Annotated in this window: 9 protein-coding genes; 3 read left to right on the top strand and 6 right to left on the bottom strand. The window is 43.7% G+C overall.

Annotation, left to right across the window (positions count from 1 at the left end; translation table 11 throughout):
• The 5 genes from B1L02_RS11420 to B1L02_RS11400 all read right to left on the bottom strand — a co-directional run bounded on the left by B1L02_RS11420 (position 1) and on the right by B1L02_RS11400 (position 7067).
• Positions 1–2184: a beta-ketoacyl-[acyl-carrier-protein] synthase family protein gene (locus tag B1L02_RS11420; protein WP_088531111.1), complete on the bottom strand. Its 2184-nt coding sequence runs from the start codon at positions 2182–2184 to the stop codon at positions 1–3.
• Positions 2185–2276: 92 nt separating this feature from the next.
• Positions 2277–3671 carry an AMP-binding protein gene (locus tag B1L02_RS11415; protein ID WP_232003071.1) on the bottom strand — a complete coding sequence of 465 codons (1395 nt, stop codon included), beginning with the start codon at positions 3669–3671 and terminating at the stop codon, positions 2277–2279.
• A gap of 34 nt (positions 3672–3705) precedes the next feature.
• On the bottom strand, positions 3706–3999 hold the full coding sequence (locus tag B1L02_RS11410; protein WP_010369398.1) for a phosphopantetheine-binding protein: 294 nt from the start codon (positions 3997–3999) through the stop codon (positions 3706–3708).
• A gap of 137 nt (positions 4000–4136) precedes the next feature.
• Entirely contained in the window at positions 4137–5756 is a 1620-nt protein-coding gene (locus B1L02_RS11405; RefSeq protein ID WP_088531110.1) for an HAL/PAL/TAL family ammonia-lyase, read from the bottom strand.
• 651 nt (positions 5757–6407) lie between these two features.
• On the bottom strand, positions 6408–7067 hold the full coding sequence (locus B1L02_RS11400) for a hypothetical protein (protein ID WP_088531109.1): 660 nt from the start codon (positions 7065–7067) through the stop codon (positions 6408–6410).
• 280 nt (positions 7068–7347) lie between these two features.
• Between B1L02_RS11400 and B1L02_RS11395 the strand changes: the two genes are divergently transcribed.
• Both B1L02_RS11395 and B1L02_RS11390 read left to right on the top strand, forming a co-directional pair.
• Positions 7348–7941 carry an ABC transporter ATP-binding protein gene (locus tag B1L02_RS11395; RefSeq protein WP_088531108.1) on the top strand — a complete coding sequence of 198 codons (594 nt, stop codon included), beginning with the start codon at positions 7348–7350 and terminating at the stop codon, positions 7939–7941.
• A 1-nt stretch (position 7942) separates the two neighbouring features.
• Complete coding sequence (locus B1L02_RS11390) at positions 7943–9016, top strand: DUF6136 family protein (protein WP_088531107.1); 1074 nt, start codon at positions 7943–7945, stop codon at positions 9014–9016.
• Between the two features lie 9 nt (positions 9017–9025).
• Here B1L02_RS11390 and B1L02_RS11385 read toward each other — a convergent pair whose 3' ends face one another.
• Entirely contained in the window at positions 9026–11032 is a 2007-nt protein-coding gene (locus B1L02_RS11385) for a winged helix-turn-helix domain-containing protein (protein ID WP_232003070.1), read from the bottom strand.
• Positions 11033–11182: 150 nt separating this feature from the next.
• On the opposite strand from B1L02_RS11385, the gene B1L02_RS11380 reads away from it, so the two are divergent.
• Positions 11183–13441, top strand: coding sequence for a DUF5916 domain-containing protein (locus tag B1L02_RS11380; RefSeq protein ID WP_088531106.1), 2259 nt, complete (start codon positions 11183–11185; stop codon positions 13439–13441).
• Positions 13442–13551: the final 110 nt, after the last annotated feature.

The raw sequence follows: 13551 nt of genomic DNA, 5'->3' as shown, positions 1-13551 counted from the left end.
TTATTTCCTTACTGTTCGTAAAATACATCCCGTCATACTTCCCGCGAGATTAACGCTTAGGAGTAGGGTTTGATCTAACTCGGTATCACCAGCTGGGGTGTTGAGTGCATACATTAGCGCACGTACTGCTAATTCTGTGCTGTGTTGAGGCGTGGCTTGTGGTTGATATTTGATAAGTTGAGCTTGTGGTAAGTGGCTGTCCAAGCTTGCTGCAATGGTGGCAAACGCTGCATCGTGATGAGTGCTTAACACGACATTACCCACTTGGCTCAGCTCTCTAGCATGGCTTGCTAGTAATTTGTCTAGCGCTTGATGCTGCTGCGCATCATTGATCTGAATAAAATCTATGATTTCTGCGAGAGGTTGGTAGCCTGCAGGTAACACTTCGCTGGTTGCTAAGATAGCAGCGCTGGAAAAATGACCGATATTTGCTTGGAATTGATGCGCAGCCCAGACTTGCTGCGAGAGTGCAGTATCGTCTTGCGAGCTACATACCATCGCATATTGGCTGCGGCCCTCACGCATATCAAGCGTTGCGCTCCAAAGCGCATGTAAAAAGTCATTGCCCAAATCGCTGACACAAGTGGCTGAGTTCTTAAAACCGAACCCGAGTGCGAGTTGCCCTAATGTGGCATTGACGACGGTATTGGGGAAATGTGTACTTTTTAGCTCTGCAATGCCCTCTTGAAATGATGCGAGGTTTTTATCTAAGGTTTCCAACGAGCCAATGGGATTAGCATAGTAGGCCGCGAATTCGGCTAGTGGTAATTGAGCAAGATCGAGCTCGCTGTCTTGTAAGGTAAATTGACAGGCACCCAAGGCAAATTGAGCAACACACGGTGTACGGCGCTGGAAAAGTGCAGGGAACTGCTGTTTTAAGTTAAATTCAGCAAAGTGGTCGGTGCTATTTTGTCTAGCATTGTACACTTCAGTATCAGACAGGCTGGTGGCGGCAAGTAGATACACCGGTTTTGGCGCCGTGTTAATCGACGTTTTCTGGTGTTTACTGAGTAGCATGCTGGTGTTGTGACCACCAAACGCTGAGTTAGTCACCGCAAAAACATCAACAACCTGAGGTTTCGCCTGATTGGTCACTAATTGATACGCTTGGCAACAAGATCTTATTGAGTCGACACCCAGTGTTGCTGGTAGAAGTCCTTCATCCTGGCTGACCAAAGTTGAAATAAGTTCTACGGCACCAGCGGCACCAAGGGTATGACCAAAGTAAGATTTACTACTTGAAACCGAGACGTCGCGCATGGCCTGTTCACCAATGGCTGATTGGATCCCTTTTAGCTCTGCGCCATCATTTGCTGGCGTACCAGTCCCGTGGCTGTTGATATATTCAATATCACTTGCTGCAACGGGCGCATAGGACAATGTCTGCGTAAAAGCGCGGCGTACACCATCGCCCTCGGGGTTAGGCGCTGTAGCGTGGTGAGCATCTAAGCTCGACCCCGTCGCGAGTAATTGATATCGCAGCGTTGCGTTGCGCTTATTTGCATGTGTTTGCGATTCAAAGACTAAAAAGCCTGCGCCTTCACCTAAACTTAATCCCATTTTTTCGCTGTACGGAGCACAAGGTTCAGGGCTCAAGGACTGTACCGACTGAAAGCCGCCGTAAACCAGCTCGCTTAGGGCATCTGCACCGCCAGCAATGACGACATCTGCTTGGTCGTTTTCGATAAGTTGCTTAGCAAAAGCAATGGCACTGCTACTTGCGGTACAGGCCGAGGTGAAGGTCATTACGGGACCCTGAATGCCAAAGTGGCGACTGACATCGGTTGCAATTTTATGCGGTGGATAAAACTTAAATCCTAACTGATGTTGACCTTTAAGGCTCTCCATCAATGAAAACATACCGCAATTTGCATTACCGAGAATAAATGCCACACGGGTACTGTCCATCTGAGTTAAGGCTAAGTTTGCATGCTCAAGTGCTTCTGAAACGGCGTGGATAGCGTATTGACTCGCCAAATCCATCTCAAAACTTTCTGTGCTGTAGTTCTCGTAGTTGATGGCGAGCGCCCCAACATTGTGTGTTAGTCCCTGTGTGTCGAAACGATTAATGCGGTCAATACCAGTACGGTTTTCCTTGATGCTAGTTAGCAGTGCTTGGCGATTCTCGCCCGCAGCACAGAGCACACCATAACCAGTAATGAAAGTTTGTTGTTTATTATTCATGTACGCATTCCTGTAGTGCCGAGAGGGTGATTTTGCCGAGCTCGTTTTCTGGAAATTGCGCCAAAAAATGAACCTGCGGCGTGGGTAAATCTTTAAACCAACTTCTGATGTCCTGAAGTGTAGGGGGCAAGATAGTCCTTCGACGAAGGCAACCAGCTCGCCCCTTTATTATTGTTATTGTCCTCAATAAAAAACACGCGATGGCGAAGTCCCACAAAGCGTTCTTGGAGGATTTTTTCTATACTTTGTAGTGAGTAGCGTTTACCTGCATATTTAAATATTTGGTCTGCGCGCCCACCGTGTGTGAATTGGTTTTCATTGCTGAAAATCAGCTTATCTTTGAGCTCAAACGCTTCACAATTAGCCACTAAAAAAGGCGATCTCAACATGGTTTTGTGCTCGGCATTTTGATAAATGTCGACCGCAGTAAACTTAGTAAAGTGCGTTTCGTTGCTGCCTAACGGACGATAACCAATACCGCCGGTTTCAGTGCTTCCAAGTACCTCAAAAGCTTGTATAGAAAGTGACAGAGTAGAGATGAGGTCAGCAAGCTTTTGCTCTTTCTCACCTTTGAATGGTGCACCAGAGCTTATCAAGTAGCAGTGGTTTTGATTTAGCTGGTCAGCTACAAAGTCAAACATAGTTGGCGTTAAGATCACACCGACCTGTTTGTCTTTTATCGGTTGTACGTCCGGTGTAGAGCCAAGTTCGTAACTCACTGGTTTGCCAAGCTGCAGAGGGAGCATAAATGCCCAAATAAAGCCGAACATGTGGCGGATATCAACGCAAGCACAAAAATAATCTACGGCGTTAAATGAGAAAGTGTCAGCAAAGGTGACAGCTTCTGCATGGAGTGAGGCGATGGATTTATGCCAAGTTTGTGGCTTGCCAGTGCTGCCTGATGTTTCAAAGCCAATAGTCTTATCGCTATGGTGTTGTAAAAATGCCGTCATGGAAAGAAACGGAATTTCTACTTCTTGCTTGGTAAGCGAGAGCTCTCGCCAGCTAAACGCATCGGTGTTCGCAGCCGCATTTGCACTCAATACTGGAGTGATATTGTGCGCCAATAACACCATAGTGCTCACAATGATATCGCAGGGCGTGCTGTCTTTGATGAAGCGAACCTGACCGAGGATCTCACAATCTAGACTACGCTGTATCAGTGCGAGTAAATCGGCCTCTTTGAGAGAGGTGCTTTGATCTGCCCATGTCTCTAAGGGCGTTACTTGTTTTTGTTGCGTTAAGTTTAACGCTATTTGGCGTGTCAGTGTCGCCAAAGTTACAGTGCTCAATTCGCCCAAGTCTTTTAATTGGAACGCTTTTTTACATGCAGCAGATAACTGCATAAGGTCGACCGAATCGAGAAACAGTGGCGCCTCAATTAAATTGGCGTCGTCACTTACTACGTTTAGTTGTTCTTTATCTACTTCTAACTCAGCTTCAATCAGTTGCATGAGTGTTGAACGAATGGCACTGTATGTTTGCATGGTGTCCTTCCAAGCGAAAATGGTTACGGTCAGATCAACAAGCTTCAGCTGTTGTTTGTGCTTCAACTTGTTCGTGAACAAAGCTAGCTAAGGTACTGACATTTTTCATTTTTTCTTGAATGGTTTGTTCTGGGTAATCTTTGAACTTAAGGTTGTATTTTTTCTCGATAGATACCACAAGATCGAGCACTTCGATGCTGTCTAAGTCAAGGCCATCACCGATAAGTTGAGCATCGTCTTCGATTTCATCGATGCTATCTACCACTTCTAAATTGTCTACAATGATGTCTTGTTTAATAAATTGTGTTATTGATTCTAAGCTACTCATTTTTATATCCTTTTTAGTTTCTATAGTGTGTAGTTTGCGTCTCATTAGCGGTTTTTGAGCAACAATCAGCCCTAGCTGACCACTGTGAAGCTGTCAGCTATAGCCATAGCGTCATCTCAAAAATGACCTAATGAGGGTTACTGCTCATTAAATAGGGCGTTAACCATATTGTTGATTTCGACATCCATTGGCCTGTCTTCAATGACGGGTTGGAAGTTGCTGCAAATTTCGTCGAAAAACTCGCGAGAAAGTACGTTGAGTTTTTCCGCTTTTGCATCTTTCCCATCAACATAAAATGCTTGGCGGATTGCCATTGCCTGAATAGCAATAACTGGCTTGATAAGGTCGGTAATACGACGAAGGTCACGTGCAGCGATAGTCCCCATGCTGACGATATCTTGGTTTAGTGCTTCTGTTGTGCGCGAAAATACCGACATCGGGCCTGCATTTTTTAGTGCTTCAGCAACAAGAGAAGATGACGTGATTTGCATTGCTTTGAAGCCGTGGTGTACCCAAGCCTTGTCGCCAAGGTCTTCGCGCGCAACTAAGTTATTAGAAATACCACCGTTAAGGCGGTCGTCAACCAAAATACCTAATTCACGCTCTAGTAACGCTCCCATGTTTGCAACGAGTGGCTTGAGGGTGTCGCACACCGCTGCAACGTGACCGCCGTAGAAGTGGCCCGCATTGAGGATAAGGTCATTCTCATCATCGAATAGTGGGTTATCGTTCACTGAGTTGATCTCAGTCGTTAGGATCTGTGACGCCCACATCTCAGCATCAATTAATGGTCCTAACACTTGCGGAGAGCAGCGAATTGAGTAGCTATCTTGTAATCTGAATGTTTCTTGCTTGCCAAACTCAATATTGTCATCGGTACGGTTTCTACGACCTAAGCGCTGATCAACGTTAGTTAGGCGTTCTAGAATTTTCTCTGCGCAGATCTGCTGACCGCGGTGTGGTTTAAGTTCGTGTACGCGTTTGTGGAATGGTGACGCACGACCTTCAATAAGCTCGACATAAAGCGCAATCAGTTTACAGCTTAAATCAATGCCCCGACGGATATCTTTTAGCGCATTCGTGGCGATAGCAGACATAACCGACGTACCATTCATGATAGCTAGGCCTTCTTTTGGCTTAAGCTTGTATGGCGCAATATTCAGCTCTTCTAATACTTCGGCGGTGTCACGTAGTTGTCCTTGATAGTATACCTTTCGCTTACCACCGAGCGCTGCACCGACATAAGAAAGTGGTGTTAAGTCGCCGCTGGCACCCACAGAACCCATTGAAGGGATTGCAGGGATAATGCGGTTGTTTAGGAAGGTTTCCATTTGCGCCAGCAATTCCCAACTAACACCTGAAAAGCCCTTGGCATTACAGTTCATGCGGATCAATAAAGTTGCAGCACAATCAGACTCTGAAAGGTAGTCACCAACGCCACAGCCATGATAAGCAATGAGGTTTTGTTGTAATTCTTCAGAGAGAGAAGTTGAAATACGGTTACTTGCTGAATTACCAAAACCAGTCGTCACGCCGTATATATCTTCTTGATTTGCTAGTTTATTGTCTAGGTATTGACGGTTTTTCTCGATTCTAGCCTTTAGTGCCAATTCGTCTAACTTTACTTTGGACATGGGCTGAGCTGCGTAATCTTGCACTGACTCCAGAGAAAGTGATTGATCTTGCGAGATGAAAACAATACTACCGAGCTTTTTCTCGACCTGAATTGCTTCCTTTTCTGTGTTGTACTGGTTCATGACTTTCCTACTCTGACTAAAATAATGAATTCGATTGTGATTTTCACAATGCTTATATTTTTGTATGACGGGAAATTGTTTAGAAAACCCAATCATACTTGTTAGAGGCGAGTACTACTTAACCAACGTCCCGTGTGTGCCAATCCGTTAACTTGGTCGGCTTTGTCGCGATACTATTGTCGCTATCTTTGTTACAAGATTATTTTGTTTGTAAATAAAAAATATTAAATGTGATTATTTGATTGTTGTGTTTTAAGAACGGCGGCTAGGTTAAGCCTGAGTTTTCAGGGTGTCAACACGAAAAATTTGATATTTTAATGTTAATTAAGTCTAACTTTAAAATAACTGAAATGTTATAAAATTATTTCAGTGTGGGGGTTGTTAATGGCTGTTTTTTATCTCTATGAGATATAAAGAATTAATTAATTTTTAAAGCTAAAACTCTATTTTCATTGGGGCTGGAAAGTTTAATAAAACTGACATTGTGACAAATGTCACTATTTTATCTGGTCGGATCTGAAAATGAATAGAATTGACTTATTTAGGCAAAAATTTGAATTTTTTGTGAATAAAAATTGCGGAATAAATGTAAATCTAGACGGCTAACCGTTGAGGTTGCCGAAATGTCGGCAGCCTCAAAATCGTGATTAATTAGTATTCTAAAACGGTGCTCATTAAGCCAGTCTCACCGACGACGAGTAAGTACGAGCGGTCTAGTGAAGCATTGCAAAGACTTATAACTTCATCATCCATCATAATATCTTGGTTACAGTCATCCACTTGATACCAACTACTGACCTCACCTTTATCAAATTCAACGTCTGAACCGTTAATATTTAATGTCATTGTTTTGGAAGCTAATATCCTCACGGTAAATTTATTATCATGATCATCTTTAGACTTTCTAACTACTTTTATATCTAAGGTATCGTTGCTGTCTTGCATCACAACAAAGTGATAATCCCGATCATTACTTACCTTAATTTTTTCTTGCTCGACCATGCCAAGCTTATTTACTGACTCAGCGTAAAAACTGATTTCACGGTTGGTATTATGTTCGTGTGTTATGCGCACAGGCTCTGAACCTGACGCGAGTACTTTGACGCGATATTTATCATCAGCGACATTTCGCTCATCACCGTCTAGCTCAGTATTAGCAAGGTGAAACGCAATTTCATAATCGGTTGCATTAACCAAGTTATATTGGTTTTTATAGATGTCAGAGCCAAAGTTGGCAGTCTCTACATCTTCAGACGAACATGCAACGGCTAACAGGGATAGGGTGGCTGCAGTTAGGATACGAAAGTTCATAGTTGATCTCCTTTATCAATATTTTGAACATGGGTCTTTATTCAAGCGATTCCGGAGCAAGAGTATAGGATGGAAAAATGAAAGGTTACTTAATGATGTTTATAAGATGTTAAAAAATGTAGCATGTAAGACGTTGTTACAAAATAAGGTACGGAATGAACGAAATTTTACTTTCTAACTAGGTGATTAATATTGGCTTTTGTAATAGGTTAAGTTTTATGACAACTACATTTTTAAACATAAATATAAATCTTCATTTGGATTTATAGTGTAGAGCAAAATGATAACGATAAAATCTCTAAGTAAAAGCTTCTCCAAAGAAGTGCTGTTTGACAATTACTCACAAGAGTTTGACCACAATAGAATTTGTTTAGCGGCGCCGAATGGCGTAGGGAAAACCACCTTACTGAGTATGATTGCGGGGCTTGATGATGCGTTCAATGGCGACATTTTATTACAGGGACAAAAAGTTTATAAGCGTCAAACACTTGTTGCGCTCGCGTCAGACAATATTCCATTTCCTGCTTTTTTGCGTGCAAAAGAGTTACTACACCTCACATCTTCTGCATGGCAATGTGATTTTCCAACTCAGCTTGTCAACGACTTTCAGTTTGAAGCCTTTTTAATGACTCGCTATGCGGACCTCTCCTCTGGTAATAAAAAGAAGCTCCAACTTATTAATGCCTTGATGCGTAACACCCCTTATTTGCTACTTGATGAGCCTACTGCGGCTTTGGACGCAGCAGGCTGCGAGTATATCGTTGAACTCGCGCAAAACCATGCTGGCATGGTGCTGATGACAAGCCATGAGCCTGAACCATTTTTACACGTTGGATTTCATTCTGTTCCTTTAGCACCTAAGCAGGGTCGCTAGTATGCTCTATTACTATCGTTACAGAAAAGCGTCACTTTCCTTATCGCTGCAAGCGATAGGGCAGCAACTTCAGCAATTTGGCTTGATGATAGCTGCCTTGTTTCAAGTTTATCTGTTAGGTTTTATCGCGATACTATTTATGGGTATAGGTAAAATTGTAGAAAGTGATAATCCCGTTGCACAGGTACAAATTGCATGGGGATTACTTGCGGCGCAAAACTTTATTTTATTTGTGTTTCGAGATGCGGTTTTGGACAAAGCGCACAGAAGTTACCACCACACAATCCTCCATCGTGCCATCCATCAAAAAGTGGCAGATGGATTGTCCGTACTGGTTGTTCACCCCTTATTATTGATGACTCTAATTCTCTGCTATTCGATTGGAATTGAGAAAATCACACAAGCATGGCATTTACTGTTTTTTGCGGTGACGCAATTCTTCGTTGCTCTTTGTTTTATTTATCGACCTTTGGGGACCAGTATTGGATTATTGATAACAGCCATTATCAGTTTTGCTGTTGTCGAAATTACTTGGTATTTGATTGCTGTAAACCTAATAGTGTTTGGCTGTGCTGCTTTGCTACCGCGTAAAGTGACGTTATCGGTAATGGTTAAAGGGTTGACGACATTTTGGCTGAGCTTTGCTTACAACCACTATTTTGTGTTGCTTTGGCGCATTGTGATGAGTGTGTTGGTGCTATGGTTTGGCGCGATCTTAAGCGCAGAGCGCCCCGATCTGATGGCAAATTACGTTCCAGGTCTGGTGACGTTAAATCTATTATGGTGGTCGAGCCTTGCCATTGATCTCAAACCTGAAGTCTACGACCGCACTGCATATTGGTTGAGTATAGATCAGCTGCAATTAGCAAAGCAGAGCATCTGGATTATTGTGCTGACGGCTGCTGTCTGTTTTTCAGTGCCTGTCTATATGTTATTAGGACTGAGTGTAGTGAGTCTATTACCCTATGTCTTTCTGCCACTTTTAGTGTTAAGTGCATTAAAAAGTCCACAGCATTTAGCTATGACTTGGCTCAGCACCTTAGTACTGAGCTATACCGGGTATGTGCTTTTGTAATGATAATCGTTAGTTAGCAGTTTCTGGTAGGCGAGTCAGTTTCTTGATATCGCCTTCTACACTTTCCATTTTTGCTATGAGTAGATCCCCAAGCGCGTCTATATCGTAGTGCCAAATCAGGTGGCCGACTTTTTTAAGTGTGGGGGTTTGCTCAGGCATCAATGTGAGTTGCCAAATGTAATCCTCTTTTGACCAAGCGGATTGCCAATAAATGTCATTGCCGCGAATTCTTAAGTTCCTAAATTGATTGGTTTGTTTTTGACTTAGCACATATTTATTTAACGCTTCAGAGTCGCTTTCGAAGAGGGTCTCGTACTCAAGCAGTAAATTTTGTTGCAGCACAAACCAAGTTTGTCTTGCAGGGTGATAAAAGACAAAATCCGGCGCACTGTCATGACTGCTGATCAGCGCCCCAGACAAGCTGTATTGGTTTAATGTCTCACCGTCATAAGCCCATAGTGTTTGCTCATCTATCCAGCCCATGCTTTTGACCGGCTGAGTCAACTGCGAATCGAACTGGGTGAGTGGGCGTTTTCGGTCGTATACCACTAAATCGTTATCACGGTTTGAGGCCAAATAGCTCAGCTCTGGACTCCATACTAAAAAACCAACGTACTCATGCCCCTGATGAAAGGAAAGCTGACTGATTTTATCATCGCGATATAGATACACCTCGCATACGCCGCTGCGCCTCGACATAAATGCCGTTTCTCCCAAGCTGTTGGTCAGTGGTAAATAATCGATGCTTGAGCTTGAAAATAAGGGGAGATCGTCTCTATCTTTTATATTAACTTGAAAACTCTCCAATGCCGCGAATATATCGCCGCGATTATCGCTTGAGAAGCTCGTGTATAAGCCAATTTCCGTTTCTTTGATGGCTTGACTGTCACCGTCTCTAAAGTGTCGTGATAGGCTGCCATATTGACTCGCAATCACGGCTTGATGATAAACATCAAACGCAACCGAAGTGACAGGGGCTGACCACTTCAGATGTACCGTACCATCAAGCGTTTGTAGTCTTGCTAACCCTTGTTTATCTTGAACCAAATAATAGGTTTTATCTTGCCATGCTCGAAGGGCCATTTTTAACTGCTCGTTGGCTGCCAAAGCAAGTGGCAGCTTAACCATTTGATGGGACTCAAGCCGGTAAAGGTGTGCTGCTTTGGCATTATATTGGCCGAACGTTAAGATAAGTTCCTTATCATTTTTCCAAATAGGTTTAGTACCAACCTGGCACGGAAGAATTTGCGAGCTATGAAAAAATTGCCCTGCGGCAGTCATAACATGAAGTTGGCAGCCACTACCTTGATATTGCCAAAAAGCCAATTTGTCTGAGTCAGGACTCCAACTTGGAAAACTGATCCGCGAATCAAAGCGGTGTTCATTTAATAGATAGCCTTGTTTGTTGGCAATAATAAGCTGGGTAAAATCTTTTACATAGGCGATGAGATCTTTGCTTTGGTGGGCATCAACGTCAAATTCAAGGCCAAGCTCATGACTGAGGCTCGAAGTTTCATAGCGCGATGGTGTTTTTTCGGTTGGTGCTTGATTAAAAAAGGCGATTGCGCCAAAGCATAGAACCGCCATAGCGACGGCACTGAGTGAGAAAATACGGGACTTGGTGATTGCTTTTACTGGTTTTGCCGTATGACGAGGCGCTATTTCATGGCTTTTAAGTGGCGCGATAAAGCGATAGCCCCGCTTTGGGATGGTCTTGATGTAAATCGGGCTTTTAGGGTCATCCCCAAGTACTTTTCGCAGTTTAGTCAGTAGCTGATAGAGGCTATTGGGCTCGACAATCGCATGCTGCCACAGCTGCTCGGTAAGCCAATATTTCTCTAGCACTTCGTTATGATGCTCAATAAAAAGCGCGAGTAACCTTGCCATCTGTGGCTCAAGTTTTACGGTTTCTTGGCTTTGCCTATGTGTTAGGCAATCTTGCTGGAGATCAAACTGCCAATGTCCAAAACAAACCATCTCTACTTTTTGTGCCTGCACGCTGAGTACCAATTTCAATAATCAAAACCAATTGTTCCCATAACGTTAGCGTTTCTTAAGATTAAGTCAATGTTTATAAAGGTTAAGTCAGCTTTCTTCAGAAAAAGTTAAGAACTTTTTACGGCAAAGTTTGTTGCAATAGCAGGCATAACTCTGAGGAAAGTATGTATGAATGAAAGCAATAAATTTTGGCTCGGTTTAAGTTATCCCATGATGGCAGGCGCTGTACTTGCGGAACCTATTGTGATTGATGGTAAATTGAATGAAGCGCAGTGGGGTTCTGCCACGCACTTTGAACAATTTGTTCAGGTCGTGCCTGTGACCTTAGCGTCTGCCAATGACAAAATTACGGCAAAAGCCTTTGCAACCGCCGACGGCGTTTATATTGGAATTAAGAACTTCCAGAATAAAGCTGAGCGCAAGCGTCAGTTCAATATTCACGACCGCTTTATGCAAGCCGATTTCAACCGTGTGGTTGTGGACTTTTCAGGCGATGGTAGTAGCGCATATCAATTTTCAGTGACATTAGGTGGCGGTTCGCAGGATGGCGTTGTGACCCCAAGCTTAAAGGTGGACAACGACTGGGATGGGGATTGGCATTATGCCAATCATATAGACGATACGTATTGGACCACGGAATTATTGATCCCTTGGCATACTGTGTCGTTTCAACCAGGAGAAGAGCATGCGCTTGCAAAAATTGGGGTTTCGGTGCAGTTGTATGAGCTTAAAAGTAATTTTATCTATGCAAACCATGAGGATACAACCGCGAATAGTGACTTCTTCCTAACCATGCCAAAGATCACAGCACAAACCCCAGCGCATTCTCAATTGGCATTTGTACCTTACTTTGCGCATCAGGCCCAGTTTGCGCCTGTAGGCACTTCGCCTTCAGAGCGTCAGCATCAGTCCGATGTTGGTTTTGATTTGTTCTACAAGCCCTCTCACCATCAGAAAGTGAGCCTTGCCGTGAATCCTGACTTTGGTCAGGTGGATATCGATGATGTTGATGTGAATTATTCGGCCGTAGAAACGCTGCGCACGGATAAACGTCCATTTTTTACTCAAGATATCAGCCTTTTTGATGTTGCTGCACTTGAAAGCACTAAGCTTATTCATACTCGTCGGATCGGGGCATCAAGCGACGACGGGGCTCGTGCGATCACCCCCATAGATGCGGCGCTGCGCTTTGTACATAAAGGAAAGTCGATACAATTTGGCACCTTTGCTGTGTCTGAGTCGGACTTTTCGGACGATATTGGCAAGCAGTTTTTTGCAGCAAGAGCTAATTATCGTACTGAGGACTGGCAGGCGGGTGTGCTTGCGACCAAGACAGATCGACCTTTTCTTGAGCGCGATGCCATGAGTTATGCCCTTGATGGCCAGTATCGTAGTGATACTTGGTCTTTCAAAGGCGCGCTATTACAAACTGAGGTAGAAACACAAAAGCAACGGATTTCAGGTCAAGGTGTATCGCTAGACGCGGAGTATCAACTTTCTTTACAGACGAAGTTCGCTGCTCGCTACTTTGCTGTGGATGACGAATTTGATAATCGTGATCTCGGCTATATGAAACGCAATGACTGGCAGGTGAGAGAGCTTTATGGAGAATACTCGATGCACCCGAAAAACAGCTGGTTTACCAGATTAAAACAGTCACTCACACTGAGGCATGAACAAAACAATGCTGGAACAGGTTTAGCGGCCAGGCAAGCATATTTAGCGCAGTTTTTGTTGGCAAATGGTGGCCAGCTCAATCTCGGGCTAGATTATTACACTAGCGGTAAACAAGACAACTTAGGGCGAGGCACTGAGGTGTTTGAGATGCCAAGCCGTGTGGAGTCTCGAGTATTTTATCAAAGCCCTTATGTGGGGGATTTCTCTTGGGCTGCGAGTATAGAGCTTGACCAAGAAGGAATATCAGGCTCAGCACAGCAATACGCCGTGGATTTGACTTGGATGCCACATTACAACTGGAACCTTAAGTTGAGTAATTTCTTTAGAAGCGGTGATGGCTGGCTGATGGCGAACGGGCAAAACCGCTTGAGTGAATACGACAGAGATGAGTTTTCCAATAAGTTTGAATTTAATGGCCGGATCACCGACAACCTTGAGCTCAGTGGCTCGTTACAGTGGACGGTACTAGAAGCGCAAAGTAAGACGATTTATCAAATTACCAACGGCGAGCTTCGCGAAGTTCATGGTGACACCAGTTTTGACGACAGGCGTTTAGCAAGCCAGATAAAACTGCGCTATCGCATGGGCGCATATTCAGATATTTTTTTAGTGTATCAACGAGGAGGTGCAAACTTTTCGACACTTGAAAAGTCGCAGGTCGGGCGCAGAGACTGGTTTGGGAGTGTCGCCGATTTATGGCAACAACCAGTGCAAGACTTAGTGACGTTTAAGGTGCGATATTTATTTTAAATCACTAGAGCTGTGTTTCCCCGGCTCTAATCTGCCAAGAAAAAAGGTCAGAAAATTCTGACCTTTATATCCACGCTAATTGCTACGGTAGTATGGATCACACTACCTAA

Source organism: Pseudoalteromonas piscicida (assembly GCF_002208135.1).
In the GTDB taxonomy this organism is placed as follows: Bacteria; Pseudomonadota; Gammaproteobacteria; order Enterobacterales; family Alteromonadaceae; genus Pseudoalteromonas; species Pseudoalteromonas piscicida_A.
This window is presented reverse-complemented; position numbering and strand designations above follow the sequence as displayed.

Coding starts and splice junctions, on each gene's coding strand:
- B1L02_RS11420 (WP_088531111.1), bottom strand. CDS start 2,184: ATGAATAATAAACAACAAACTTTCATTACTGGTTATGGTGTGCTCTGT.
- B1L02_RS11390 (WP_088531107.1), top strand. CDS start 7,943: ATGCTCTATTACTATCGTTACAGAAAAGCGTCACTTTCCTTATCGCTG.
- B1L02_RS11380 (WP_088531106.1), top strand. CDS start 11,183: ATGAATGAAAGCAATAAATTTTGGCTCGGTTTAAGTTATCCCATGATG.
- B1L02_RS11415 (WP_232003071.1), bottom strand. CDS start 3,671: ATGCAAACATACAGTGCCATTCGTTCAACACTCATGCAACTGATTGAA.
- B1L02_RS11395 (WP_088531108.1), top strand. CDS start 7,348: ATGATAACGATAAAATCTCTAAGTAAAAGCTTCTCCAAAGAAGTGCTG.
- B1L02_RS11410 (WP_010369398.1), bottom strand. CDS start 3,999: ATGAGTAGCTTAGAATCAATAACACAATTTATTAAACAAGACATCATT.
- B1L02_RS11400 (WP_088531109.1), bottom strand. CDS start 7,067: ATGAACTTTCGTATCCTAACTGCAGCCACCCTATCCCTGTTAGCCGTT.
- B1L02_RS11405 (WP_088531110.1), bottom strand. CDS start 5,756: ATGAACCAGTACAACACAGAAAAGGAAGCAATTCAGGTCGAGAAAAAG.